26 protein-coding genes are annotated in these 26,751 nt (G+C 58.8%); 19 read left to right on the forward strand and 7 right to left on the reverse strand.

Features of this window, described 5'->3' with window-relative positions; genetic code table 11:
- Window positions 1-4: 4 nt before the first annotated feature.
- Entirely contained in the window at window positions 5-817 is an 813-nt protein-coding gene (locus JJD74_RS25550; RefSeq protein ID WP_042557821.1) for a cytochrome C assembly family protein, read from the reverse strand.
- Between the two features lie 210 nt (window positions 818-1,027).
- On the opposite strand from JJD74_RS25550, the gene ffh reads away from it, so the two are divergent.
- The 6 genes from ffh to JJD74_RS25580 all read left to right on the forward strand — a co-directional run bounded on the left by ffh (window position 1,028) and on the right by JJD74_RS25580 (window position 5,158).
- The gene (ffh, locus tag JJD74_RS25555; RefSeq protein WP_042557822.1) at window positions 1,028-2,404 is read left to right on the forward strand and encodes a signal recognition particle protein; all 1,377 of its coding nucleotides are present in this window, start codon (window positions 1,028-1,030) and stop codon (window positions 2,402-2,404) included.
- A gap of 249 nt (window positions 2,405-2,653) precedes the next feature.
- The gene (rpsP, locus tag JJD74_RS25560; RefSeq protein ID WP_042557823.1) at window positions 2,654-2,905 is read left to right on the forward strand and encodes a 30S ribosomal protein S16; all 252 of its coding nucleotides are present in this window, start codon (window positions 2,654-2,656) and stop codon (window positions 2,903-2,905) included.
- Between the two features lie 5 nt (window positions 2,906-2,910).
- A complete protein-coding gene (gene rimM, locus JJD74_RS25565) occupies window positions 2,911-3,447 on the forward strand; it encodes a ribosome maturation factor RimM (protein ID WP_042557824.1) in 537 nt (178 codons plus the stop codon).
- A gap of 2 nt (window positions 3,448-3,449) precedes the next feature.
- Complete coding sequence (gene trmD, locus JJD74_RS25570) at window positions 3,450-4,202, forward strand: tRNA (guanosine(37)-N1)-methyltransferase TrmD (RefSeq protein WP_042557825.1); 753 nt, start codon at window positions 3,450-3,452, stop codon at window positions 4,200-4,202.
- 45 nt (window positions 4,203-4,247) lie between these two features.
- A complete protein-coding gene (gene rplS / locus JJD74_RS25575) occupies window positions 4,248-4,598 on the forward strand; it encodes a 50S ribosomal protein L19 (protein WP_003175895.1) in 351 nt (116 codons plus the stop codon).
- A gap of 146 nt (window positions 4,599-4,744) precedes the next feature.
- A complete protein-coding gene (locus JJD74_RS25580; protein WP_042557826.1) occupies window positions 4,745-5,158 on the forward strand; it encodes an acyl-CoA thioesterase in 414 nt (137 codons plus the stop codon).
- 118 nt (window positions 5,159-5,276) lie between these two features.
- Here JJD74_RS25580 and JJD74_RS25585 read toward each other — a convergent pair whose 3' ends face one another.
- The gene (locus JJD74_RS25585) at window positions 5,277-7,085 is read right to left on the reverse strand and encodes a cation:proton antiporter (protein ID WP_200617099.1); all 1,809 of its coding nucleotides are present in this window, start codon (window positions 7,083-7,085) and stop codon (window positions 5,277-5,279) included.
- 108 nt (window positions 7,086-7,193) lie between these two features.
- On the opposite strand from JJD74_RS25585, the gene xerD reads away from it, so the two are divergent.
- From xerD to JJD74_RS25620, 7 genes are all read left to right on the forward strand, one after another.
- The gene (xerD, locus tag JJD74_RS25590; RefSeq protein WP_042557828.1) at window positions 7,194-8,090 is read left to right on the forward strand and encodes a site-specific tyrosine recombinase XerD; all 897 of its coding nucleotides are present in this window, start codon (window positions 7,194-7,196) and stop codon (window positions 8,088-8,090) included.
- Window positions 8,091-8,239: 149 nt separating this feature from the next.
- Entirely contained in the window at window positions 8,240-8,971 is a 732-nt protein-coding gene (gene dsbC, locus JJD74_RS25595; RefSeq protein WP_042557829.1) for a bifunctional protein-disulfide isomerase/oxidoreductase DsbC, read from the forward strand.
- A 131-nt stretch (window positions 8,972-9,102) separates the two neighbouring features.
- Entirely contained in the window at window positions 9,103-10,407 is a 1,305-nt protein-coding gene (locus JJD74_RS25600) for a homoserine dehydrogenase (RefSeq protein WP_047299866.1), read from the forward strand.
- Between the two features lie 104 nt (window positions 10,408-10,511).
- Entirely contained in the window at window positions 10,512-11,921 is a 1,410-nt protein-coding gene (gene thrC, locus JJD74_RS25605; protein WP_047299867.1) for a threonine synthase, read from the forward strand.
- A gap of 120 nt (window positions 11,922-12,041) precedes the next feature.
- Window positions 12,042-13,415 carry a transporter substrate-binding domain-containing protein gene (locus JJD74_RS25610; protein WP_200617100.1) on the forward strand — a complete coding sequence of 458 codons (1,374 nt, stop codon included), beginning with the start codon at window positions 12,042-12,044 and terminating at the stop codon, window positions 13,413-13,415.
- A 117-nt stretch (window positions 13,416-13,532) separates the two neighbouring features.
- Window positions 13,533-13,940: a response regulator gene (locus JJD74_RS25615; protein WP_042557834.1), complete on the forward strand. Its 408-nt coding sequence runs from the start codon at window positions 13,533-13,535 to the stop codon at window positions 13,938-13,940.
- Window positions 13,941-14,104: 164 nt separating this feature from the next.
- Window positions 14,105-14,386, forward strand: a complete 282-nt coding sequence (locus JJD74_RS25620; protein ID WP_042557835.1) for a DUF3509 domain-containing protein — start codon at window positions 14,105-14,107, stop codon at window positions 14,384-14,386.
- 177 nt (window positions 14,387-14,563) lie between these two features.
- On the opposite strand, the gene JJD74_RS25625 is transcribed toward JJD74_RS25620, so the two are convergent.
- A complete protein-coding gene (locus JJD74_RS25625) occupies window positions 14,564-15,490 on the reverse strand; it encodes a TIGR02285 family protein (protein ID WP_442793291.1) in 927 nt (308 codons plus the stop codon).
- Window positions 15,471-16,670, reverse strand: coding sequence for a CaiB/BaiF CoA transferase family protein (locus JJD74_RS25630; RefSeq protein ID WP_200617102.1), 1,200 nt, complete (start codon window positions 16,668-16,670; stop codon window positions 15,471-15,473). Before JJD74_RS25630 ends, JJD74_RS25625 begins: the two co-directional genes overlap by 20 nt.
- A gap of 146 nt (window positions 16,671-16,816) precedes the next feature.
- Between JJD74_RS25630 and JJD74_RS25635 the strand changes: the two genes are divergently transcribed.
- The 3 genes from JJD74_RS25635 to JJD74_RS25645 all read left to right on the forward strand — a co-directional run bounded on the left by JJD74_RS25635 (window position 16,817) and on the right by JJD74_RS25645 (window position 20,505).
- Window positions 16,817-17,359 (forward strand): YaeQ family protein, encoded by a 543-nt coding sequence (locus JJD74_RS25635; protein WP_042557838.1) that lies wholly within the window; start codon window positions 16,817-16,819, stop codon window positions 17,357-17,359.
- A 53-nt stretch (window positions 17,360-17,412) separates the two neighbouring features.
- On the forward strand, window positions 17,413-19,122 hold the full coding sequence (recJ, locus tag JJD74_RS25640) for a single-stranded-DNA-specific exonuclease RecJ (protein WP_042557839.1): 1,710 nt from the start codon (window positions 17,413-17,415) through the stop codon (window positions 19,120-19,122).
- 276 nt (window positions 19,123-19,398) lie between these two features.
- Window positions 19,399-20,505: an NADH:flavin oxidoreductase/NADH oxidase gene (locus tag JJD74_RS25645; RefSeq protein WP_042557840.1), complete on the forward strand. Its 1,107-nt coding sequence runs from the start codon at window positions 19,399-19,401 to the stop codon at window positions 20,503-20,505.
- Between the two features lie 202 nt (window positions 20,506-20,707).
- Here JJD74_RS25645 and JJD74_RS25650 read toward each other — a convergent pair whose 3' ends face one another.
- Complete coding sequence (locus JJD74_RS25650; RefSeq protein WP_042557841.1) at window positions 20,708-22,336, reverse strand: glucan biosynthesis protein D; 1,629 nt, start codon at window positions 22,334-22,336, stop codon at window positions 20,708-20,710.
- A gap of 404 nt (window positions 22,337-22,740) precedes the next feature.
- Between JJD74_RS25650 and JJD74_RS25655 the strand changes: the two genes are divergently transcribed.
- From JJD74_RS25655 to JJD74_RS30950, 3 genes are all read left to right on the forward strand, one after another.
- A complete protein-coding gene (locus tag JJD74_RS25655; RefSeq protein WP_042557842.1) occupies window positions 22,741-22,926 on the forward strand; it encodes a hypothetical protein in 186 nt (61 codons plus the stop codon).
- Window positions 22,927-23,040: 114 nt separating this feature from the next.
- Entirely contained in the window at window positions 23,041-23,403 is a 363-nt protein-coding gene (locus tag JJD74_RS30945) for a hypothetical protein (RefSeq protein WP_234451872.1), read from the forward strand.
- Between the two features lie 58 nt (window positions 23,404-23,461).
- Entirely contained in the window at window positions 23,462-23,599 is a 138-nt protein-coding gene (locus JJD74_RS30950; RefSeq protein WP_234451873.1) for a hypothetical protein, read from the forward strand.
- Window positions 23,600-23,657: 58 nt separating this feature from the next.
- Here JJD74_RS30950 and JJD74_RS25665 read toward each other — a convergent pair whose 3' ends face one another.
- A complete protein-coding gene (locus JJD74_RS25665; protein ID WP_200617103.1) occupies window positions 23,658-25,142 on the reverse strand; it encodes an APC family permease in 1,485 nt (494 codons plus the stop codon).
- A 158-nt stretch (window positions 25,143-25,300) separates the two neighbouring features.
- Entirely contained in the window at window positions 25,301-26,725 is a 1,425-nt protein-coding gene (locus JJD74_RS25670) for a gamma-aminobutyraldehyde dehydrogenase (protein WP_200617104.1), read from the reverse strand.
- Between the last annotated feature and the right edge of the window lie 26 nt (window positions 26,726-26,751).

Consider the following 26,751-nt stretch of genomic DNA (forward strand, 5'->3'; position numbering starts at 1 on the left):
CCCGTCAGATGTGCAGAATGTATTCACGAACCAGTTTGCTGCCGAAATACGCCAACATCAGCAGGCAGAAACCGGCGAGGGTCCAGCGAATCGCCTTGTGGCCACGCCATCCGAGACGATTACGGCCCCACAACAGCACACTGAAAACGATCCAGGCCAGGCACGCCAGCAGGGTCTTGTGCACCAGATGCTGGGCGAACAGGTTCTCGACGAACAGCCAGCCGGAGATCAGCGACAGCGACAGCAGCGTCCAGCCGGCCCAGAGGAAACCGAACAGCAGGCTTTCCATGGTTTGCAGCGGCGGGAAGTTCTTGATCAGCCCGGAAGGGTGCTTGTGCTTGAGCTGGTGGTCTTGCACCAGCAGCAGCAAGGCCTGGAACACCGCGATGGTGAACATGCCGTAGGCGAGGATCGACAATAGAATGTGCGCGAGGATACCCGGCTCTTCATCGATGATCTGCACCGTGCCGGTCGGCGCGAATTGCGCCAGCAACACGGTGATCGCACCCAGCGGGAACAGCAACACCAGCAGGTTCTCGACCGGAATCCGCGAGCAGGCGAGCAGCGTCAGGGCGATCACTGCCGCCGCGATAAGGCTGGAGGCACTGAAGAAATCCAGGCCCAGACCGATCGGGGTCAGCAAATGAGTGAGCAGGCTGGCGCTGTGAGCCACCACGGCGAGGACGCCGAGCGTAACCAGCAGGCGCTTGTTCGCCTTGGCTCCGGTGGCCAGACGAGTGCTCTGATAAATAGTCGCAGCGGCGTATAGAAGGGCGGCGGCGAGGGTAGTCAGCAAACTGGGTGACAAGGGGAGCATAAATCCTGTTAGGCAAGCCCGAAAGGCGCTGAGTTTGGCATAGAACCCCCATGACACGAAAGACTCAGGAAGCTGACAGCGAGGTGTCCGCCAGACGCAGTCTTCGCTATAATCCGCGACCTGCCCACGCCGCAGGCTCGCCGAGCACATGTTGATTCCGGTCTGGGCCGCCATTATCCCGGTCTACACAGGGCCTGAAAGGATCGCGCAATGTTTGAAAACTTAACCGACCGTCTCTCACAGACGCTGCGCCATGTCACCGGCAAGGCGAAGCTGACTGAAGACAATATCAAAGACACCCTGCGTGAAGTGCGCATGGCGTTGCTCGAAGCCGACGTCGCCCTGCCGGTGGTCAAGGACTTCGTCAATTCGGTCAAGGAGCGCGCTGTCGGCACCGAGGTGTCGCGCAGCCTGACGCCGGGCCAGGCGTTCGTGAAGATCGTCCAGGCCGAGCTCGAAAGCCTGATGGGCGCAGCCAACGAAGACTTGAACCTGAGCGCCGTGCCGCCCGCCGTCATTCTGATGGCCGGTCTGCAGGGGGCGGGTAAAACCACCACCGCCGGTAAACTTGCGCGCTTCCTTAAAGAACGCAAGAAGAAGTCGGTCATGGTCGTGTCGGCGGACGTTTACCGCCCGGCAGCGATCAAGCAGCTGGAAATGCTGGCCGGTGAAGTCGGTGTGACCTTCTTCCCGTCCGACCTGAGCCAGAAGCCGGTCGACATCGCCAGAGCCGCTATTAAAGAAGCAAAGCTCAAGTTTATTGATGTGGTCATCGTCGACACCGCCGGTCGTCTGCACATCGACGAAGAGATGATGGGCGAGATCAAGGCGCTGCACGCCGCGATCAACCCGGTCGAAACCCTCTTCGTGGTCGATGCCATGACCGGTCAGGACGCCGCCAACACGGCCAAGGCCTTCGGTGATGCACTGCCGCTGACCGGTGTGATCCTGACCAAGGTCGACGGCGATGCACGTGGTGGTGCCGCCCTGTCGGTGCGCGCCATCACCGGCAAACCGATCAAGTTCATCGGTATGGGCGAGAAGAGCGAAGCGCTCGATCCGTTCCATCCTGAGCGTATCGCTTCGCGGATTCTCGGCATGGGCGACGTGCTCAGCCTGATCGAACAGGCTGAAGCGACCCTCGACAAAGACAAAGCCGACAAGCTTGCGAAAAAGCTGAAGAAGGGCAAGGGCTTCGATCTCGAAGACTTCCGCGATCAGCTGCAACAGATGAAAAACATGGGCGGCCTCGGTGGGCTCATGGACAAACTGCCGAGCATCGGCGGCGTCAACCTGTCGCAAATGGGCAATGCCCAGAACGCCGCAGAGAAGCAGTTCAAGCAGATGGAAGCCATCATCAACTCCATGACCCCGGCCGAGCGCCGCGACCCTGAGCTGATCAGCGGTTCGCGCAAACGCCGGATCGCCATGGGTTCCGGCACTCAGGTGCAGGACATCGGCCGCTTGATCAAGCAGCACAAGCAGATGCAGAAGATGATGAAGAAATTCACCGCCAAAGGCGGAATGGCGAAAATGATGCGCGGCATGGGCGGTATGTTGCCCGGCGGCGGCATGCCAAAAATGTAAAAAACTGGCCGGTCGTCGCACCGGCGCAGGCCCCGCAAGGATGCGGGATCAACAGCAAACCCGCGCTTGGCGGGAGCTGACTGGCCGTTTTAAACGACGGCTCTATATGCAAATCTGCACGGCATGCCATAGGCGCCGGAAAAAGTCATTTGCAAAAGTCCGGATATTCCTTAGAATATGCGGCCTTTCGGGCACCTATGCCCGCTGTGCATTTAGATTTGCAGCACCGACTACAGGAACGATGTTCACATGCTAACAATCCGTCTTGCCCTTGGCGGCTCCAAAAAGCGCCCGTTTTACCACCTGACCGTAACCGACTCGCGTAACCCGCGTGACGGCTCCCACAAAGAACAGGTTGGTTTCTTCAACCCTGTTGCCCGTGGTCAGGAAATCCGTCTGTCCGTGAACCAAGAGCGCGTAGCCTACTGGCTGAGCGTTGGTGCACAACCTTCTGAGCGCGTTGCTCAGTTGTTGAAGGAAACTGCCAAGGCTGCGGCCTGAGCAATATGAACGCGACGCCTGCTGTTGCTGATGATTTGATCGTTATTGGCAAAATTTATTCTGTTCATGGCGTTCGCGGCGAAGTGAAGGTTTATTCCTTTACTGATCCGACTGAAAACCTGTTGCAGTACAAAACCTGGACGCTCAAGCGCGAAGGCAATGTCAAACAGGTCGAGCTGGTCAGTGGACGCGGGAGCGATAAGTTCCTGGTCGCAAAGCTCAAGGATCTTGATGATCGTGAAGAAGCTCGTCTTCTGGCCGGTTACGAGATCTGCGTGCCGCGCAACATGTTCGCTGAATTGACCGACGGTGAGTACTACTGGTACCAACTCGAAGGTCTGAAGGTTATTGATCAACTGGGCCAACTGCTCGGGAAAATCGATCATCTTCTGGAAACCGGCGCCAATGATGTAATGGTAGTCAAGCCTTGCGCTGGCAGCCTGGATGATCGCGAACGCCTGTTGCCCTATACGGAGCAATGCGTGTTGGCAGTCGACCTCGCAGCGGGCGAGATGAAGGTGGATTGGGACGCGGACTTCTAAGCGTGGCTAACTTGCGCGTAGAAGTGATCAGTTTGTTTCCCGAGATGTTTTCCGCCATTGGCGACTACGGCATCACCAGTCGTGCGGTCAAACAGGGGCTCTTGCAGCTGACCTGTTGGAATCCGCGAGATTACACGACGGATCGGCATCACACTGTGGACGATCGCCCGTTTGGCGGTGGTCCGGGCATGGTGATGAAGATCAAGCCCCTGGAAGATGCGCTGGCTCAGGCCAAGGCAGCAGCCGGGGAGGAGGCGAAGGTTATTTACCTGTCCCCCCAAGGCCGTCAACTGAATCAGTCGGCGGTACGCGAGTTGGCACAATCGGATGCATTGATCCTGATTGCCGGCCGCTATGAAGGCATTGACGAGCGCTTTATTGAGGCTCATGTCGATGAAGAGTGGTCGATTGGCGACTATGTACTGTCTGGCGGTGAGCTGCCGGCCATGGTCCTGATCGATGCGGTTACACGGCTGCTGCCTGGAGCTTTAGGGCATGCGGACTCCGCTGAGGAAGATTCCTTTACGGATGGTTTGCTGGATTGCCCGCACTACACCCGACCTGAGGTGTATGCGGATCAGCGTGTTCCCGACGTGTTGCTAAGTGGCAATCACGCGCATATCCGGCGTTGGCGTTTACAGCAGTCCCTTGGTAGGACCTATGAACGACGCGCCGATCTTCTGGAAAGCCGCTCGCTTTCTGGAGAAGAGAAGAAGCTGCTCGAGGAATATATCCGCGAGCGGGACGATAGTTAACAACGTATCGATGGTAGATCAGTTGATTTACCTTAGGAGCACAGCATGACCAACAAAATCATCCTTGCACTCGAAGCAGAGCAGATGACCAAAGAAATCCCTACCTTTGCCCCAGGCGACACCATTGTCGTTCAGGTGAAAGTGAAGGAAGGCGATCGTTCCCGTCTGCAAGCGTTCGAAGGCGTTGTAATCGCCAAGCGTAACCGCGGCGTGAACAGTGCGTTCACCGTACGTAAAATCTCCAACGGTGTTGGCGTAGAACGTACTTTCCAGACCTACTCCCCGCAGATCGACAGCATGGCTGTTAAACGTCGCGGTGACGTACGTAAAGCCAAGCTGTACTACCTGCGCGACCTGTCGGGCAAAGCAGCTCGCATCAAGGAAAAACTGGCTTAAGTCCAGCTTCCGATGCAGAAAAAAGCAGCCTTCGGGCTGCTTTTTTGTTGTCCGAAATTCACCAAATCCCCCTGTAGGAGCTGCCGAAGGCTGCGATCTTTTGATCTTGGTTTTACCGGAAGCCCAGCAATCACGAGCAGTAAGTAATGACCCCCCGCGACCAGGAAATCGAACGCCGCACCGAACTCTCGGTGACCCGCGTCACCAAAGCCGTCTTTCCGCCGACCACCAATCATCACAACACCCTGTTCGGCGGCACTGCGCTGGCATGGATGGATGAAGTGTCGTTCATCACCGCCACGCGTTTCTGCCGCTTGCCGCTGGTGACCGTGTCCACTGACCGCATCGACTTCAATCATGCAATCCCGGCGGGCTCCATCGTTGAGCTGGTAGGGAAAGTGATCAAGGTCGGCAACACCAGCCTCAAGGTCGAAGTGGAAGTGTTTGTCGAGAGCATGAGCTGCGACGGTCGCGAGAAAGCGATTCATGGTCAGTTCAGCTTTGTGGCAATTGATGATGACAAGCGGCCGGTGCCGGTGCTGCCAGGGTTTGCTGCCTGATCCAGAACTGAGTCGCGTCATTCGCGAGCAGGCTCGCTCCCACAGTGATCAGGGTAAACACAAAATTCATGTCCGGCACACAACCTGTGGGAGCGAGCCTGCTCGCGAAGACTTCAGGTCAGGCGCCGCTGATCTCAGGCTGAATCAGAGCCAACACTGTCCACCCGGATCCCGGCTTCACCGTAGTCTCCGGCGTCACCACATGCACCCAGCCACTGTCATCGCGCATGAACAGCAACGTTGCCCGATTACCATGCAGCGCGCGGTAATCATCCCAGCCAAACCCATCCGTCAGCGTCGTGCTGTACAACTCGGCACCCTGACTCAGCCGACTGGCCAGTTTCGCGTAAGTGAGAGCCTCACTGCCCAACTGATTACCACGGTGCTCCAGACTCGCCCGATGCTTATCGCTGCGGCGGCTTTCATGACCGCTCGCCAATCCGAAAAGGCGCTGATGCCCGAAGTCATGGCGAAAGCGCATTGCCGCCAGGGTGTTGAGTTCTCCTGACGGCGACAGCGCCAGCAAGTGCCCCAGCCCGACCAGATCCAGATGCGCATCGGCATGTTGCGACGCCGGGTTGCCAAAGTACGTCGGTATGCCTTCCATGCGTGCGGCACGAATGTTTTCCCAGCTCGAATCGGTCAGCAAAACCCGGCTGCCGAGTTGTTGCAGCGACTTGCCCAACTCCCGCGCCGGAGCATTCGCGCCAACGATCAAAAAACCGCTGGGGGCCGGCTCGGCGACCTTCAATAGTCGGGCAAGGGGGCGCGCAGTGGCACTTTGCAGGACCACCGTGCCGATGATCACCGCAAAGGTCAGCGGCACCAGCAGCAGCGCACCTTCATGTCCGGCTTCGTGGAGGCGAATCGCGAAAATCGCCGACACCGCCGCCGCCACTATTCCCCGTGGGGCAATCCAGCACAACAGCGCCCGCTCACGCCAACTGAGGCTGGAACCGGCGGTGCTGAGCAGCACGTTCAGCGGCCGGGCCATCAGTTGAATCACCAGCAACAGAATCAACACCAGCGGCCCCAATCCGATCAGGGCGTAAAGGTCCAGACGCGCTGCCAGCAGAATGAACAACCCGGAAATCAGCAGCACGCTGAGGTTTTCCTTGAAGTGCAGAATGTGCCGCACATCCACGCCCTTCATGTTGGCCAGCCACATGCCCATCAGCGTCACCGCCAGCAGGCCGGACTCGTGCATGACCTCGTTGGACGCAATGAAAATCCCCAGCACTGCCGCCAACGAGGCGAGGTTATGCAGGTACTCGGGCAGCCATTGCCGACGAATGACCGTGCCCAGCACCCAGCCACCGACGATCCCGAACACCGCGCCGCACAAAATGACGCCGCCGAAAGTGAACAGGCTCTGCTTGAGGCCATGCCCCTCGGCACTGGCGATGATGAAGCTGTAGACCACAACGGCGAGCAGGGCGCCGAACGGATCGATGACGATCCCTTCCCAGCGCAGAATGTTGGCAATAGAGGCTTTCGGGCGCACCACACGCAGCATGGGTACGATCACCGTAGGCCCGGTCACCAGGGTCAGGCTGCCGAAGAGAATGGCCAGCATCCAGTCGAATCCGAGCAGAAAGTGGGTCGCGACCGCGATGACGATCCAGGTCGAGATCGCACCGATGGTCACCAGTCGGTGGACGACGCTACCAATCTCGCGCCATTCCGACAGATGCAGGGTCAGGCTGCCCTCGAACAGGATCAACGCCACTGCCAGCGACACCAGCGGCATCAACAGGGGGCCGAACATTTCCTGTGGATCAAGCCAGCCCAGCACCGGGCCGACCAGAATGCCGGTCAGCAACAGAAACAAAATTGCCGGCAGTTTCAAGCGCCAGGCCAGCCACTGGCACCCCAGCGCCGCCGCTCCAATTGCGCCAAACGCCATTAGGATTTGCTGTTCGTTCATTGAAGCTCCCTGTTCCTTGAAATGGCGGGCTATGAAAGACTAGCGCCCATTCCTACAGTTCACTCTTCATTTGCGTGCATTCTTTGAGACTGCATGCCTTGAGCGCCCATGCCTGCCATCGACCATCCGCAGATTGACCAATTCCTCGACGCTTTGTGGCTTGAAAAAGGCCTGTCCGACAACACTCGCGACGCCTACCGCAGTGATCTGGCGCTATTCAACGGCTGGCTGCAGGAAAAGAACCTGGAGCTGATCAACGCCGGTCGCGAACTCATTCTCGATCATCTGTCCTGGCGCCTGGAGCAAAACTACAAGCCACGCTCTACCGCCAGATTTCTCTCCGGCGTGCGTGGCTTTTATCGGTATTTGCTGCGAGAAAAGATCATCACCGTTGACCCGACGTTACGCATCGACATGCCCCAGCTGGGTAGGCCGCTGCCCAAGTCACTGTCGGAAGCCGACGTCGAGGCGCTGCTCAAAGCGCCGGATCTGAGCGAAGCCATCGGTCAGCGCGACCGCGCCATGCTTGAGGTGCTTTACGCCTGTGGTCTGCGGGTCACCGAGTTGATCAGTCTGACGCTCGAACAGGTCAACCTGCGTCAGGGCGTGCTGCGGGTGATGGGCAAGGGCAGCAAGGAGCGGCTGGTGCCGATGGGCGAGGAGGCGATTGTCTGGGTCGAGCGTTATATGCGTGACGGTCGCAGCGAGCTGCTCGGCGGCCGGCCCAGTGACGTGCTGTTCCCCAGTCAGCGGGGTGAGCAGATGACTCGCCAGACGTTCTGGCACCGAATCAAGCATCAGGCCAAGGTCGCCGGGATCGGCAAGTCGCTGTCGCCGCACACCTTGCGCCATGCGTTCGCCACGCATTTGCTCAACCATGGCGCGGACTTGCGCGTGGTGCAGATGTTGCTCGGGCACAGCGATCTCTCGACCACCCAGATCTACACCCACGTCGCCCGGGCACGCTTGCAGGACCTGCACGCCAAGCACCACCCCAGAGGCTGATCAACGTGGCCACAAGTGTTGTGACAGGCGCATTCGGCCACCGTGGCCTTATGTGTTAGGCTTTGCCGGTTTGCACGGTGGACGGTTATGACCCGGTGTTTCGGCACGGGCGTTCTGATCGATCCATTTGTCCGCCTTCAGGAGTTCTCATGCGTCTGACCCAGATTTTCGCCGCCGCAGCCATTGCGTTGGTCAGTACCTTTGCCGTCGCCGATGACGCGGCCAACAAGGCAATTCGTCAAAGCCTCGAAAAACTCGAACTCGAGGTTCCGGTAGAAAGCATCAACGCCAGCCCGCTGCCAGGCATGTATGAAGTCAAGCTCAAGGGCAGCCGCGTGCTGTACGCGAGCGCCGACGGCCAGTACATCGTTCAGGGCTATCTGTTCCAGCTCAAGGACGGCAAACCGGTCAACCTGACCGAGAAGGCCGAACGTCTGGGCGTGTCCAAACTGGTCAACGCCATTCCGGTTGCCGAAACCGTGGTTTACCCGGCCGTGGGTGAAACCAAATCGCACATCACCGTATTCACCGACACCACCTGCCCGTACTGCCACAAACTGCACGCCGAAGTGCCTGAGCTGAACAAGCGCGGTATCGAAGTGCGTTATGTGGCGTTCCCGCGTCAGGGCCTCGGTTCGCCGGGTGACGAGCAACTGCAAGCCGTGTGGTGCTCCAAAGACAAGAAAGCCGCCATGGACAAAATGGTCGATGGCAAGGAAATCAAGGCCGCCAAGTGCGAGAACCCGGTTTCCAAACAGTTCGCGCTCGGTCAGTCGATTGGCGTGAACGGCACACCGGCCATCGTTTTGGCCGACGGACAAGTCATTCCGGGCTATCAGCCGGCGCCACAAGTCGCCAAACTGGCGCTGGGCGCCAAGTAATTCGCATCGTCACGGTCAGCCTTTGACGATCATGGTCCGGTGGTAGCATCGCCGGGCCATTAATAGAGAGCCGCGAGCACGCGGTTGTTATCCGGCCGACCCTGCGTCGGCCGTTTTATGGGGAGTTCACAGTGAATCCGGTCAAAGTAGGCATCTGTGGGTTAGGGACCGTCGGTGGCGGAACCTTCAACGTACTTCAGCGCAACGCCGAGGAAATTGCTCGTCGTGCCGGGCGTGGGATCGAAGTGGCACAAATTGCCATGCGCACGCCAAAGCCTCAGTTCCAGACGACCGGTATTGCGATTACCAACGATGTCTTCGAAGTGGCCACGAACCCTGAGATCGACATCGTCATAGAGCTGATGGGCGGCTACACCGTTGCCCGCGAGCTGGTACTCAAGGCCATCGAGAATGGCAAGCATGTGGTCACCGCGAACAAGGCTCTGATTGCCGTTCACGGTAATGAAATTTTCGCCAAGGCACGCGAGAAAGGCGTGATCGTGGCGTTCGAAGCGGCAGTGGCCGGTGGCATTCCGGTGATCAAGGCGATCCGTGAAGGCCTGTCCGCCAACCGCATCAACTGGGTCGCCGGGATCATCAACGGCACGGGCAACTTCATCCTCACCGAGATGCGTGAGAAGGGTCGCACCTTCGAAGACGTGCTGGCCGAAGCTCAGGCACTGGGTTACGCCGAAGCCGATCCGACCTTCGACGTTGAAGGCATCGACGCGGCGCACAAGCTGACGATTCTGGCCTCCATCGCGTTCGGCATTCCGCTGCAATTCGACAAGGCTTACACCGAAGGCATCACCAAGCTGACCACGGCTGACGTCAACTACGCCGAAGCGCTGGGCTATCGCATCAAGCACCTCGGCGTGGCGCGCAGCACTGACGCCGGCATTGAGTTGCGCGTACACCCGACGCTGATCCCGGCCGATCGTCTGATCGCTAACGTCAACGGCGTGATGAACGCGGTGATGGTCAACGGTGACGCCGCCGGTTCGACCCTGTTCTACGGTGCTGGCGCTGGCATGGAGCCGACGGCTTCATCAGTGATCGCCGACCTCGTGGACGTGGTTCGCGCCATGACCTCCGACCCGGAAAACCGCGTACCGCATCTGGCCTTCCAGCCGGATTCGCTGTCGGCCCATCCGATCCTGCCGATCGAAGCCTGCGAAAGCGCCTACTACCTGCGCATTCAGGCCAAGGACCATCCGGGCGTTCTCGCTCAGGTGGCGAGCATCCTCTCGGAGCGTGGCATCAACATCGAGTCGATCATGCAGAAGGAAGTCGAGGAACACGACGGTCTGGTGCCAATGATCCTGCTGACCCACCGAGTGGTGGAACAGCGGATCAACGATGCGATCGCCGCTCTCGAGGCCCTGGCCGGCGTAGACGGTCCGGTTGTGCGGATCCGTGTCGAACACTTGAATTAACAGCAGCTACAAGCGGCAAGCCACAAGCGGCAAGACAAAGCGGTTCGGCTTTTTCTTGCAGCTTGTAGCTTGAAGCTTGCAGCTCAAACCGAAGGTTTGCCCTCATGCGTTATATCAGTACCCGCGGCCAGGCACCGGCCCTGAATTTCGAAGACGTCCTGCTGGCAGGTCTCGCCACTGATGGCGGTCTGTACGTCCCGGAAGTCCTGCCACGTTTCACGCAGGAAGAAATCGCTTCCTGGGCTGGCCTGCCGTATCACGAGCTGGCCTTCCGGGTTATGCGACCTTTCGTGACCGGCAGCATTCCGGACGCCGATTTCAAAAAGATTCTTGAAGAAACCTACGGCGTGTTCTCGCACAGTGCCGTCGCGCCGCTGCGTCAACTGAACGGCAACGAATGGGTGCTGGAGCTGTTCCACGGCCCAACCCTGGCGTTCAAGGACTTTGCCCTGCAATTGCTCGGTCGTCTGCTCGACTACGTGCTGGAAAAGCGCGGCGAGCGCGTGGTGATCGTCGGTGCCACCTCGGGTGATACCGGTTCGGCTGCCATTGAAGGCTGCAAGCACTGCGAAAACGTCGACATCTTCATCCTGCACCCGCACAACCGTGTGTCCGAAGTGCAGCGTCGCCAGATGACGACGATTTTCGGCGAGAACATCCACAACATCGCTATTGAAGGCAACTTCGACGACTGCCAGGAAATGGTCAAGGCCAGCTTCGCCGACCAGAGCTTCCTCAAAGGCACGCGTCTGGTGGCAGTGAACTCGATCAACTGGGCGCGGATCATGGCCCAGATCGTCTACTACTTCCACGCCTCCCTGCAGTTGGGCGGCCCGGCGCGTTCGGTGTCGTTCTCGGTGCCGACCGGCAACTTCGGCGACATCTTCGCCGGTTACCTGGCGCGCAACATGGGCCTGCCGATCAACCAGTTGATCGTCGCCACCAACCGCAACGACATCCTGCACCGCTTCATGAGCGGTAACCAGTACGTCAAGGAAACCCTGCACGCGACATTGTCGCCGTCGATGGACATCATGGTCTCGTCGAACTTCGAGCGCCTGCTGTTCGACCTGCACGGTCGCAACGGAGCAGCGATTGCCGGGCTGATGGACTCATTCAAGCAGGGCGGTGGTTTCAGCGTCGAACAAGAGCGCTGGACCGAAGCCCGCAAACTGTTCGACTCGTTGGCCGTCGACGATGCGCAGACCTGTGAAACCATTGCCGAAGTTTACGAGCAGACCGGTGAACTGCTGGATCCGCACACGGCCATCGGTGTCAAAGCCGCGCGCGAGTGCCGTCGCAGCCTGGACATTCCGATGGTCATTTTGGGCACTGCCCATCCGGTGAAATTCCCGGACGCGGTGGAGAAGGCCGGTGTAGGAAAAGCTCTCGAGCTACCTGCACATCTTTCTGATTTGTTTGAGCGAAATGAGCGCTGCACCGTTCTGCCGAACGACCTGAAAGCCGTGCAGGCCTTTGTCAGCCAGCATGGCAACCGCGGCAAGCCACTTTAAGCCCGCGAAAGCTGTCACATTTTGAAGCCCGTCTCCTGACGGGCTTTTTTGTTTCTACTGCCACACTGTTCGGGTTTTCACCCACGAAGGACGGGTGAGTCGATCACGAAGGATGTGGCAATGCTGTTTTATAGAGGTTTGAAACCGGCACTGGTTTGCCTGGTCTTTTTCGCAGTGATGGGACTGGTGCGCGGCAGTGTGGCGGCGCAACTGGCACTGCATGAAAACGCCGACTTGCCTGGCGTCCAGCCTGTCGAGCTGGACGCCCGCGAGCGCCAATGGATTCGCGACAACCCCAAGGTGACGGTGGCGTCGGTGCAGTACCCGTTGTATCTGTTTCAGGATGAACATGGGCACTGGAGCGGTCTGAACATTGATGTGCTCAAGCGCGTCACTGCGATGACCGGGCTTCGGTTTGAGCATCACGAGTCGTTTTCCACCGATCAGATGCTCGAGCGCCTCGAGAGTGGGCAGGCGGACATGAGTACCACCCTGGCCATGAGCGATGAGCGCAAAGTGTTTCTGGATTTCAGTCATGCATTTGGCGGCGCAGGGTGGGTGTTTGTCGGCCGCGCCGGAGCGCCATCGGTCGAGTCTCTGGAGCAACTGGCCACGCGTGTGCTGGTGCTACCAGCCCGGCATGCTCTCGAGGATGTGATCCGCCGCGAGTACCCATCCATCCAGATCCGCTCGGTCAAGACCTACGCCGAAGCGCGGGCACTGGTCGAGAGCGGTGAGGCCTACGCAACCATCGAAAACGAAATCGGTGCGCAGCTTTATCCATTGGGGCTGCTCAAGGTCGGTGCTCTGGTGGAGGGCAAGTGGGAGGCTGAGCACTTGGCGGTACGCAAAGGCATGCCCGAACTCTTGAGTATTCTCAACAAGGCGCTGGAGGCGTTTCCCGCGGCCGAACTGCGCGCCATTCGCCTGAAATGGCTGGAGGGTATATCCCCGGCTCCGTCGCCCTCGCTTTGGCAGCGGATAATTGAGTGGGGCTGTTGGGCAGCGGTAGTCGCTGGCATATTCGGCCTGCTCTCGCTGGTGTGGAACCGACGGCTGACGGTGGTGATAAAGCAACGGCGCGCAGCCGAGAAAAGCCTTGGCGATCAATTGGCTTTTCAACATGCGCTGATCGACTCCATGCCCGATCCGATATTCGTTCGTGATCTGCAAGGATGTTTGATCATGTGCAACCGCAGTTACGAGGAGGCGCTTTCGGTTCGGCTGGATCAGATTCAGGGGCGGCTGTTGATCGAGATCGATGCGTTGCCCGAAGCGACAGCGCTGATGCTGCACAACGAGTTCATGGTGCAGTTGCGCACGCGCAAGTCGCGCTTCAGCAAGCGCTATTTGCAGCTCAAGAACGGTCGCCGCGAGGTCTATCAGTGGACGGTGCCGTTCTACAGTGCCGACGGCAATCTGCGTGGTTTGCTGGGTGGCTGGACGGACATAACCCAGCGTCGGAAGGAAAGCGGGTGCCGATGTCAGCACTGAAGATCGGAAATGTCCTATAAGACGCGGCTACTTTTCCGATGGGAGGCTTAAGAGGGCTGCCCTAGAGTGGACGATAAATGCGGTGTGAATCCGCGATTGTCGTCCCAGAGGTCGCCCATGCGCTCGCTTAAAGTCCTGATTCTTGAACCCGATCCGTTTCAGATGATGGCATTGCATCAAATGCTCAATGCCATCGGCATCTATAACGTACTCACCGCGCCGTCGCTGGCCTCGGCGTTGTGTTCGCTGGATCATCGTGGTGCGGTCGATATCGCCATTTGCGATCCACAGCTCAAGGGCGGCCATGGCCTGGCGTTGATCCAGCATCTGGCGGTGCAGCGTGAGGCACGTGCGCTGATTCTATTGGGCGCGGTCGCACCGAGTCTGCTGAACGATCTCGGGCCGTTGTTGAGCACTCACCGACTGCGACTGTTGGGACGTCTGCAAACGCCGGTATCGGCAGTATTGATGCGAGGTTTGCTGGACAGTTACCTGATCGCCCCCCTGCAACCCGCCGAGGTTTGATGCGTACGGTTTTTTTTCTGTCATCTTCGCCGTGCATGCTCTGACAGACCGGTGACACTCCAATGCTTGCGACCGGAATACAGAACTTTCTTCTCGGGCCGATTGTCATTTATTGTAGACATGCCCCAGACACAATGTTTTCGGACTATTGAGTGGAGATCGAGATGGAAAGTATCAGTCTATTGCTCGGTGAGGCTCTGAGCCCGTATCAGGTTTCGTTGTCTCCAAACGGTGCTCATGGCGAATGCCTGGTGAGCTTGAAGAACAGCAGCGGCGCGATTGTGGTGGAACGTGAATTCAATCAGGCGCAACTGACCGACAAGCGTCAGTTGACCGATGTTGTCGACGGCCTGCACCGTGACATCCTGATTGCCGAAGGACGCTTGGAACCCTGCGTGATCGCGGCCTTGCGCAATGCAGCTCTGGATAAGCGTCCGGCGGTTTGAAAAATGAAATGTCTTTTGTGGGAACCTTCCTGCATTCCTGTCAGTCAGACCCCGTAACAGCAAGATCAAGCATTGTGCTCCGGTGCTTGTCGCTTGCTGCTACTGGCCTTTATGTAGGCCACGTTTAACCCCGAGTCGTCTCCCCACTTCTCGGGGTTTCTTTTGTCCGCAATTTATTCAATGCGCCGATTGATGTTCGAAAAACCTTCGGGCCTGTTCGACGTAATCGGTGCGCATCTCAGGATCGAGCCAGTCAGCGTAGCGCTGGTTTAATAAATCGTGGGGCAGGGTGCGCAGCAACTGGTTGATCTCGGTGATCGCCTGGCGTCCCTGAGGCGTGTCAGAGCAGCCGATGTAACCCGAAAGATATTTGCCGTTGTCGCGAATCGGATAGAAGCGCAATTCGTCTTCGGCAATGTGCGCCAGTTGAGCCTGATAACGGATCTCCGGCCAGTATCCCAACACCACCTGCAACCGACCGAGGCGCTGCATCAGCAGCAGACTGTTCAGGGCGTCGTTGCCGTAATGAGCGGTCAGTGCATCCTTCGGGGCCTGGCGCAGCAAATTGTCGACCAACTCACCGTAACTGCGCCCCGCCACGACGCCGATCTTTTCTTCGCCATTGGCCAGGAGCGCGGTCAGATCGACCTCACCGTCCACCAGAAAAGGCGCCAATACGTCGTGATCTTTCTGGCGCACCACCAGCCCATTGCTGACAGCGCGGAACGCCGGGATGGAAAAAGCGATCCATTGCGCCCGCTCCTTGCTCCACATCAGCGACGGGTCGCACGTGAAGGTTGCGTTTTGAAGCATCTGCATGCCCCGGGCGCGGTTGACCCGCATCAGCGTGTGTTCGTATTGCGGCATGCCGGCGATAAGCATCGGCATCAAGTGGTCGATGACCCCCTGACCCTTTTTCGGACCTTCAAAAATGGTCAGTGGCGGCAGATCGCGCAGTAACCAGATCAAGGTCGGTTTTGCCTGTGCCCAGGCTGGCAGGGCCAGCAGAAACAACAGGCCGAACAGCCGCCACGTCCACCAGTGGAGGGCGTTTGGGGAGTCGGATATCTGCAGGCGTTTCAGCTCAAATGGCTCCGTCTTCACGCAGTCGGGCGATCTGCTTCTCGTCGTAGCCAAGATCGTGGAGTACCTGCGCATTGTGTTCACCGAGCTGCGGCCCGACCCATTCGGAGGAGCCCGGTGTCTCTGAGAGTTTCGGCACGATGCCGGGCATCTTGAAGGGTTTGCCATCCGGCAATTTGGCGTGCAGGAACATTTCCCGGGCCAGGTATTGTGGGTCGGTGAACATGTCCTCGGCGCTGAAAATCCGGCTGACCGGCACGTCGGCCTGATTGAGTAGATCCAGCACGGTCTGCAGTGGCAGCGAATTGACCCAGCGATCAATTACGCCATACAACTCGTCACGTCGACTGTCGCGCCCGTCGTTGCTGGTCAGCATTGGGTCGTTGGCCAGATCTTCACGGCCGATGGTCAGCATGAAACGCTTGAAAATCGCATCGCCGTTGGCGCCGATCTGCACATGCTTGCCGTCGGCGCTGGTGTGGATCGAGGAGGGCGTGATGCCGGGCATGATGTTGCCGGTGCGCTCGCGGATGAAACCGAACACATCGAACTCCGGCACCATGCTTTCCATCATGGCGAAGATTGCTTCATACAGTGCGACATCGACCACTTGGCCCAAACCACCGTTGACCTCACGATGACGCAGCGCCATCAGCGCGCCGATCACGCCCCACAGCGCCGCAATCGAATCGCCGATGGAGATACCGGTGCGCACCGGCGGCCGATCCTCGAAACCGGTGATGTAGCGCAAGCCACCCATGGATTCGCCCACGGCTCCGAAACCCGGTTGATCCTTCATCGGCCCGGTCTGACCAAAACCGGAGAGGCGCACCATCACCAGTTTCGGGTTCAAGGCGTGCAGGGTTTCCCAGCTCAGACCGAGTTTTTCCAATACGCCCGGGCGGAAGTTCTCAATCAGGATGTCGGCTTCAGAGAGCAGTTTTTTCAGGATGGCCAAACCGTCAGGGTGTTTGAGGTTCAGCGTCAGCGACTTCTTGTTGCGCGCCTGAACAAACCACCACAAGGACGTGCCTTCGTACAACTTGCGCCATTTGCGCAGCGGATCACCGCCGTCCGGCGATTCGATCTTGATCACTTCGGCGCCGAACTCGCCGCAAATGCGCGAGGCAAATGGCCCGGCAATCAACGTACCCAATTCAATGACTTTCACACCGCTGAGCGGTTTATTGGCGAACGGCATACAGAATCCTGTAGGACAAGGCTGAGCGTATACAGCGTTTTAACATAGCCGGCCGTCAGGCGCCCCAAGTTGATCGCCATCAATTCGATGATTGCCTACCGCATCGGTTAGACTTGCCGACTTTCCTCGTATCAAGAAGCCCGTTCATGGCCCAGCCTTCCACCACTTACAAGTTTGAACTGAACCTCACCGACCTCGACCGCAGTGTCTACGAGAGCGTCAAGCAAACCATCGCCCGTCACCCTTCGGAGACCGAAGAGCGCATGACCGTACGGTTGCTGGCCTACGCCCTCTGGTACAACGAGCAGTTGTCGTTTGGCCGTGGTCTGTCAGATGTGGATGAACCTGCTCTGTGGGAAAAAAGCCTGGACGACCGTGTCCTGCACTGGATCGAAGTCGGCCAGCCGGATTCCGACCGTCTGACGTGGTGCTCGCGTCGTACCGAACGCACCAGCCTGCTCGCCTATGGCAGCCTGCGCGTGTGGGAAACCAAGGTGATCCCGGCGATCAAGAACCTGAAAAACGTCAACATCGCCGCCGTCCCGCAAGAAGTCCTGGAAACCCTGGCCAAGGACATGCCCCGCGTCATCAAGTGGGACGTGATGATCAGCGAAGGGACGATCTTCGTCACCGACGACCGTGGTCAACACGAAGTCCAGTTGCAATGGCTGCAAGGCGAGCGCGGCTGATTCGCGCCATCGCTGATTAATCCTACGTATTCAAGAGAAGTCTCCGTCACCCCATGCGCATCGAACCTCGCCAACTGCCTGCCACTCTGCCATTTCTAGGTGATCTGCCGCCACTGCTGACCCGCTTGTACGCGGCGCGGGGCGTGCGGTCCGAGGTGGAGCTGGACAAGAGCCTCAAGCACTTGATCCCGTTTGAGAAACTCAAGGGCATCGAGGCCGCGGTAGACCTGCTGGTGACGGCGCTGGAGCAACGACAGCGCATCCTCATCGTCGGTGACTTCGATGCCGATGGCGCTACGGCCAGCACTGTCGGCATGCTCGGCTTGCGCTTGTTGGGCGCGGCGCATGTCGACTATCTGGTGCCGAACCGCTTTGAGTACGGCTACGGCCTGACCCCGGAAATCGTCGAAGTCGCACTGACCCGCGAGCCGCAACTGTTGATCACTGTCGACAACGGAATCTCCAGCGTCGAAGGTGTGGCTGCCGCCAAGAAGGCCGGGCTGAAGGTATTGATCACCGACCACCACTTGCCCGGCGATGAACTGCCGATGGCCGATGCGCTGGTCAATCCAAACCAGCCGGGCTGCGAGTTCCCAAGCAAGGCGCTGGCCGGGGTCGGGGTGATTTTCTACGTGTTGATGGCCTTGCGTGCGCGCCTGCGCAGCCTCGGCTGGTACGAGAACGCGCCGCAACCGAACATCGGCGAACTGCTCGATCTGGTGGCGCTGGGCAGCGTCGCTGACGTGGTGCCGCTGGACGCCAACAACCGGATTCTGGTGCACCAGGGGTTGGAGCGGATTCGTGCCGGGCGCGCGCGGCCGGGGATCAAAGCGATACTCGAAGTGGCCAAGCGTGATGCGGCGCGCATCACTTCAACCGATCTGGGATTCATCGTCGGCCCACGGCTGAACGCCGCCGGGCGTCTGGATGACATGAGCCTGGGCATCGAATGCCTGCTCACCGCCGACGTCAACCTCGCCCGGGAAATGGCCGCGCAACTGGATGGCATGAATCAGGATCGCAAATCCATCGAGCAGGGCATGCAGCGTGAGGCGCTGGCCCAGCTCAAGGATCTGCCCGTCGAGTCGATGCCGTTTGGCCTGTGCCTGTTTGATCCTGAATGGCACCAGGGTGTTATCGGTATTCTGGCCTCGCGGATGAAAGAGCGTTATTTCCGTCCGACCATTGCCTTTGCCGATGCTGGCGACGGTTTGCTCAAGGGCTCCGGGCGTTCGGTGCAGGGTTTCCATATTCGCGATGCGTTGAGCGTCGTCGCGGCGCAACACCCTAACCTGATCGCCAAGTACGGTGGCCACGCGATGGCGGCTGGCCTGACCTTGCCGCAAGAGAATTTTCCGTTATTCGCCGAAGCATTCGACGCCGAAGTGCGTAGGCAGCTTCGCGAAGAGGACCTGACCGGGCGCTTGCTGTCCGATGGCACGCTGGCCGTTGAAGAATTCCACCTCGAACTGGCCCGCGCCCTGCGTCATGCCGGGCCGTGGGGGCAACACTTCCCTGAGCCGCTGTTCCACGGTGTGTTCCAGTTGGTCGAGCAGCGCGTGGTCGGCGAGCGTCACCTGAAAGTGGTGCTGAAAAGCGAATGCGGCTCGGTGAAACTCGACGGCATTGCGTTCGGTATCGATCGTGATATCTGGCCCAACCCGACGATTCAATGGGTCGAACTGGCTTACAAGCTCGACGTCAACGAGTTCCGCGGCAACGAGACCGTGCAACTGATGATTGCTCACATCGAACCGCGTTAACCCCATTCACGAGCAAGCCGCACGGCCGCTCCCACACCTGGAATGCATTCCCTTGTGGGAGCGAGCTTGCTTGCGAAAGCGGTCTGTCAAACACAGAATCACTCTGAACCCTCCCTCATCCCCGGTTGTCGACTAGGCTCTAAGCACTGCTTGATTGGCCTTGTGACGTCTTGTCGAATTTTTTGCCCGCGGGGGCGGGTGCTGCACCTTTTCCTGTCACTCGTCGACTTTTCAAACAGAACCCTGGAGCCTGCCCACTGATTTGAGAGGTGCCCCATGAGTCTGCTGCTTGAACCTTTTAACCTTCGCCAACTGACCCTGCCCAACCGCATCGCCGTATCGCCCATGTGCCAGTATTCCAGCGTCGACGGCCTGGCCAACGACTGGCATCTGGTGCACCTCGGCAGCCGCGCGGTGGGCGGCGCCGGGCTGGTATTCACCGAAGCCACGGCGGTCACGGCCGACGGGCGAATCACCGCCGAAGACCTTGGCCTGTGGAACGACGACCAGATCGAACCGCTGCAACGCATCACCCGATTTATTACCGCTCAGGGCGCGGTCGCTGGCATTCAACTGGCTCACGCCGGGCGCAAGGCCAGCACACACCGCCCGTGGATTGGCAAACATGGCAGCGTAAAACCCGATGATGGCGGCTGGACGCCGGTCGGCCCTTCACCGATTGCCTTCGACCCGCAACACACTCAACCGAAACAGCTCGATGAAGCGCAGATCGCTGACGTCATTCAAGCCTTTGTGGATGCCGCCAAGCGCGCGCTGACGGCAGGCTTCAGTGTGGTCGAAGTGCATGCGGCACACGGTTACCTGCTGCATCAGTTTCTGTCGCCGCTGAGTAATCAACGGCGGGATCAGTACGGCGGCTCATTCGAAAACCGCATTCGCCTGGTGCTGCAGGTCACCGAAGCCGTTCGCGCTGTCTGGCCGGAAGAGTTGCCGGTGTTTGTCCGCGTGTCGGCTACCGACTGGGTCGAGGACGGCTGGAACCCTGACGAAACCGTGGAGCTGGCCCGTCGCCTGCACACCCTCGGAGTGGACTTGATCGACGTTTCGTCGGGCGGCACCGCAGCCAACGCTGAGATTCCCGTTGGGCCGGGCTATCAAACCCGCTTCGCCGAGCGCGTGCGCAAGGAGTCAGGCATCGCCACCGGCACTGTGGGAATGATTACCGAGCCCGCCCAGGCCGAGCACATTTTGCGCACCTGTCAGGCTGACATCATCTTCCTCGCCCGCGAGCTGCTGCGTGATCCATACTGGCCGCTGCACGCCGATGATGACCTGGGTGGGCGCAAAGCCGTATGGCCGGCGCAATATCAGCGCGCGACTCATCGTGATCAGCCGATTCATGAGTCTGATCTGCGCGATTGAGTTGGTAGCGGTTAGGCAAAAAGCCCCGGTCAGTGATGGCCGGGGCTTTGTTTTGTCTGATGATCTTTTGTTGAAATACTGCCGTCATCGCTGGCAAGCCAGCTCCCACAGGTTTGGCGTCGTACACAAAAATTGTGATCAACACCAAACACTGTGGGAGCTGGCTTGCCAGCGATGAGGCCCGTGCAGGCGCCTCAAATCATCAAGGGTATTTGCGCTTGTCCGGCGCCGGCGGGAAGTACTGGTACAACCAGGTCTCACTCAACGTGCGGTCATTGGTACGGATGAATAACCGCAGCTCAACCGGCTCGACGCTGTCATTGGTTGGATACCAATCGAACAGGATCCGATAGCCCTTGATGTCATCCAGCACCAGCACGCTGAAGTCCTGCACTTTGCCGTTCGAGCAGGTGACTACTGGCTCGATCCCGGTGCCTGGCGGCAGGCGATCGAGACCGCCTCCGTTGAAGTCCACGGCGAAACGACGCGCCCAGACTGGCGGATAATGCTCGCCGGGTGCCCAGCCTTCGACGAAACCGCCCATACCGGAGCGCGTGGCGTGCACTCGCGCCAACGGCGTGCTCACTGGCGGCAGGGCGCTCCAGTACAGCTTGTAGCCGTAATTCAGCGAATCCCCGGCAGCCACCGGTTTTTTCGGTGTCCAGAACGCCACGATGTTATCGAGGGTCTCGCCGGTTGTAGGAATTTCCAGCAGATCGATAGAGCCTTCGCCCCACGCGGTTGTAGGTTCTACCCACAGGCTCGGGCGCTTGCTGTACCAGTCGACGGTGTCCTGATAATTGGCGAACTCATGGTCGGTCTGCACCAGGCCGAAGCCCTTCGGATCGGTGTCGGCAAACGCGTTGAATTGCAGGGTTGCCGGGTTGTTCAGCGGGCGGCAGATCCACTCGCCGTTGCCACGCCACATCGCCAGGCGGTCCGAATCGTGGATTTGCGGGTGAATGGTGTCGCACATACGGCGCTCGTGGGTGCCGCAACTGAACATACTGGTCATCGGCGAGATGCCCAACTGTTCGATGGCAGTACGCGCATTGATGTGTGCGTCGACTTCCATCACCACGCGCTCGGCCTGGCAATCGATATCGAAACGGTAAGCGCCGGTGGCACTCGGTGAATCGAGCAGGGCATACACCACAAAACGCGTGGCGTTTTTGTCCGGCGTTTCGAACCAGAACTTGGTGAAGTCAGGGAATTCTTCGCGTTTCTTCGCGTAAGTGTCGATCGCCAGCCCGCGCGCCGAAAGGCCATATTGGCCAGTGGCATCGACTGCACGGAAATAGCTGGCGCCGAGAAACGACAGCACGTCATGCCGATCAAGTTCCGGAGCCTTGAACAACTTGAAACCGGCAAAACCCAGGTCGCCCTTGAGCTGCTGGGTGTCGACCGAAGTGTTTTCATAGTTGAACAGCGCCGGACGGAAATGCACCTCGCGGGCGGTGCGGGTCTTGGCATCGACGCTGTACATGCGCACCGGCTGGCGGAAACCCATGCCGACGTGGAAGAACTGCACGTCCAGTTGACCCTTGTTCTCCTTCCACAACGAATGCTCGCCGTCGTAGCGGATCGCGTTGAAGTTTTGCGGGGTCATGGTCGCCAGGGTCGGCGGCAGCACCTGTTTGGTGTTCTGATAGGCGTTGCCAGCGAGTTGCTTGGCCTGACGCTTCAGCGCTTCGAAATCGAAGGACTGCGCCTCGCCATCGGCGGCGCCACCATTGGCAGCCCAGGCACGACTGGCCAGCAGGCCGGTGGCCGAAAGACCGGTATAAGCCGCAATGGCCATGGACGCTTTGAGCAAATTCCTGCGGTGCATAAATACAACCTGTCGTGTGCAATCCCGCGCCTTTCCTGGCACGTGCTGGATCATAAAAAACGGTTCGGGCAAGCCTTCGACCAAACGCAACGGACTATAAACAGATGCCAGATAGCTTAAACCGTTCGATTGTCGAGCAGAAATGATTGATTACAAGACGTCGGCTGGCAATGAAACAAGACATGTCTGTATTTTTTCCGACAGCGCTTTCTGATTTATACGACATATCTGCTTTTCTCGACTAATTACTCTAAATAACCCTTTCCAGCGCCGAATTAATTTCTATTCTATGGGCATGACCGGTCGCGAACGTTCAGACCGGTGGGGCACTCGACGCTGCTGAAAGGGGCAGGGCGATGTGGTGGTTTAGCAGTTCTTTGACGTATTAGAGAAGGACATCGTCCATGGAAAAAATACAAGGCATCACCGACATGTTAGGCATCTTTCCCTGCCTGGGCAGCGGCCGCAGAAGACGCCGGCTCAGCTCCGACGAGCTGAAACTGGTGGAACGTTATCGAGAGCTTTCGGAGAGCGACCGGATAGCGATGCGCTATCTGGTGGACGCGATGAGGAGTGTTTCGCGGTTCTGACTCTGTGAAAGCCATTTGGCTTTTACAGCACGCAGATCAATCAACTTGCGCAGTAAACCTGTGGCGAGGGAGCGAGCTCCCCTCGCCACAGGTTTTTTGTTGGAAGTGAACTCAATGACAACTGAATTTATTGCCGGCTCTATCAACATCAAGAACCTTGATCCGAAGGTTAAAGAGCGCATCAATAATATCGTTGCGTCGGATTTTGAAGTGGTGGTGGGTGATGCAGGGGGCGCCGATACCTCCATTCAGGAGTACCTGTTGAGCCTCGAACGATCCAGAACCACGGTGTTCTGCAGCGGTTCAACGATGCGGAATAACCTTGGGCAGTGGCCCGCCAGAACAGTCGACTCCCAACATTCCAAAGGATCGAGAGCCTTCTTCACTGAGAAAGACGTAGTCATGGCCGAAGCGGCTGACTACGGCTTGATGCATCTGGGATGCAAAGAGCACCGGCACGCTCAGCAACGTCATTGAATTGTTGTCGAGAAAGAAGAAGTCGCTTGTTTTCGTCAACAAGGAAAAGGAATTCAAAGTGGTCGCAGACGTCAATCAGCTCGAAGAGTTGATTACTTTCATGTCCGACCACGCCAAGCAAAAAGCCAACGAAAAAATAAAGTTGTTCGACCGTATTTCCTCGTTGAAGCACGATCAGGCAGAGCTTTCTTTTTGATGATTTTTCTCGGCTTTCCTGAACCCCGGCACCTAGTCGATGCCGAGGTCAAAAACTCTTAGCGACTCACCTTCCAGGCATCCCCAGCCGGCGCCTTACCATGGTCATACGGCTTGCCAATCCACATGTACAACAAGCCCAACCCAATCACGATCGCGGTGCTCAGCACCATCGCATAGTTCACGTACCACGCCGCATCCGGCGTACGTGGCCAGGCCATGTTGATGATCGCGCCAACGCCATACACCAGCGCGCCGATGTTCACCGGCCAGCCCCACGCGCCGAGGGTGAATTTGCCGCTGGGTTTCCAGCCTCTGCTACGCGCGTACAGCGCGGCCAGCACGATCATCTGGAACGCGAGGTAGATGCCGATTGCCGCGAAACTGACGATGGTCGCCACGGCGTCTTGCAGGAAGAAACCGAGGGCGATGATCAGGGCCGGCAGGACGCCGGACACGAACAGCGCAGCGACCGGCACCTGGGTCGTAGGAGAGATCTTTTTCAGCAGTCGGCTGCCGATGACCATTTCATCGCGGGCGTAGGAGTACAGCAGACGACTCGCTGCAGCCTGTAGGCTGATGACGCACGAGATGAAGGAAATCATCACTACGCCCATCACTACTTTCGAGCCGACCGGGCCGAACGCGTTGTTGAGGATGGTGGTGACCGGGTCTTTGTCGGTGCCGTTGATCACCGCTTGCATGTCCGGTACGGCGAGGATCAGCGCCAGACAGGCAAACATCGCTGCGATGCCACCGATGTAGATGGTCATGCGCATGGCCACCGGGATTTTTGCGCTCGGGTTAGGGGTTTCTTCGGCAACATCGCCGCAGGCCTCGAAGCCGTAGTAGAGGAACATCCCCGCCAGCGAGGCAGTGAGGAACGCCGGCAGGTACGAGCCATCGATGCTGATGTCGAAGGTGTTGAACAGCACGCTGAGCGGCTGGTGACGCTCGAAGACCAGCAGATAAACACCGACGATCACCGCGCCGACCAGTTCGCAGAGGAAGCCGAACATGGCGATGCGTGCCAGCACTTTGGTGCCGCTGAGGTTGACCAGCGTGGCGAACAACGTCAGCACCAGGGCGATGACGATGTTGGTGTTGTTGCTCGGCTCAAATCCCAGCATGGCTGCCAGGTACGGGCCAGCACCGACTGCAACGGCAGCAATGGTGACGCACAGTGCGATGGAGTAGATCCAGCCGACCATCCACGCCCATTTCTTGCCGACCAGTCGGCGCGCCCATGGGTAAACGCCGCCAGAAATCGGGAACTGCGAAACCACTTCGCCGAAGATCAGGCACACCAGCAACTGGCCGCAACCAACCAGCAAATAGGCCCAGAACATCGGCGGGCCACCAGCGGCGAGGCATAGGCCGAACAGGGTATAAACCCCTACGACCGGTGACAGATAGGTGAAGCCCAGCGCGAAGTTTTCCCACAGGCTCATGCTGCGATTGAAGTTGGAGGTGTAGCCGAGTTTGCGCAGTTGTTCGGCATCGCTGTCGGCGACGGCAACTGAGAGGTCGGGTGATGCACTCATGTGTGTTTGCTCCGTGAAATCGGCAGATTTCGGATGGCCGAGGCCGTGGCGGGGCTTTGGGAGCGCCGCCCGGTTCGGTAGTTATTGTTTTGGGATCCTGGTGGTGCGCAGTGCCGGTTCCGTCCTAAAACCGCGGTGCTCGCGAAGCTTTTAAAGGCTTAGTGCTTGAACATCACATGCCGAACGGTGGTGTAGTCCTCCAGCCCATACATGGACATGTCCTTGCCGTAACCGGACAGTTTCTGACCGCCATGGGGCATTTCGCTGACCAGCATGAAGTGCGTATTCACCCAGGTGCAGCCGTACTGCAACCGTGCCGACATCCGATGGGCGCGTCCTACATCAGCTGTCCAAACGGAGGACGCCAAGCCGTAGTCCGAATCGTTGGCCCATTCCAGCGCCTGCGCTTCATCGGTGAATTTGGTCACCGACACCACCGGCCCGAACACTTCGCGGCGGACAATCTCGTCGTCCTGTTGCGCGTCAGCCAACACCGTCGGTTCAAAGAAGAAACCATTTCCGTCCACAGCCTTGCCGCCCGTGATCAAGCGAATGTGCGGTTGGGCAACGGCACGTTCGACGAACGATGCGACACGATCACGATGCTGTGCAGTAATCAGCGGCCCCAGTTCGGTAGAAGGATCATCCTGCAAGCCGTACTTGATGCTGCTGACTGCCGCGCCGAGCTTCTCGACGAATTTGTCGTAAATGCCTTGCTGGGCGTAGATCCGGCACGCGGCGGTGCAGTCCTGCCCGGCGTTGTAAAAACCAAAGGTGCGAATGCCTTCAACCGCCGCATCGATATCAGCATCGTCGAAGATGATCACCGGCGCCTTGCCGCCCAGTTCCATGTGCATGCGTTTGACGCTGTCGGCGGTGCTGGAAATGATGTTCGAACCGGTCGCGATGGACCCGGTCAGCGAGACCATGCGCACTTTTGGATGTGTGACCAACGAACTGCCGACCGTAGGACCACGGCCAAACACCAGATTGAGTACGCCCGCCGGGAAGATTTCCGACGCCAGTTCGGCCAGACGCAACGCGGTCAGCGGGGTTTGTTCCGACGGCTTGAGCACCACGGTATTACCGGCTGCGAGGGCGGGGGCGATTTTCCAGGCGACCATCATCAGCGGGTAGTTCCACGGCGCGATGGAGGCGATCACCCCGACCGGGTCGCGGCGAATCATCGAGGTGTGGCCGGGCAGGTATTCGCCGCCGGCCGAACCGCTCATGCAACGGCTGGCGCCGGCGAAGAAACGGAACACGTCGGCAATTGCCGGGATCTCGTCGTTGAGCGCGGCGCTGTAGGGTTTACCGCAATTGTCGGACTCGAGTCTGGCCAGTTCTTCGCCGTGGGCTTCGATGGCGTCGGCGAGTTTGAGCAGCAGCAGCGAACGGTCTTTCGGTGCGGTTTGCGACCACTCGGCGAAGGCATTGTCGGCGGCACGCACGGCGGCATCGACCTGGGCTTCGCTGGCTTCGTTGATTTCCACCAGCACTTCGCCGAGCGCGGGGTTGAGCACCGGTTGGGCGGGGCCTTCGCCGTTGACCAATTGGCCGTTGATCAAGAGTTTGGTTTGCATGTCTGTTGTCCTCTTCGAATCTATTA

Origin of the sequence: Pseudomonas sp. MF6776 (assembly GCF_016613125.1) — a bacterium.
Lineage (GTDB): Bacteria > Pseudomonadota > Gammaproteobacteria > Pseudomonadales > Pseudomonadaceae > Aquipseudomonas > Aquipseudomonas iridis.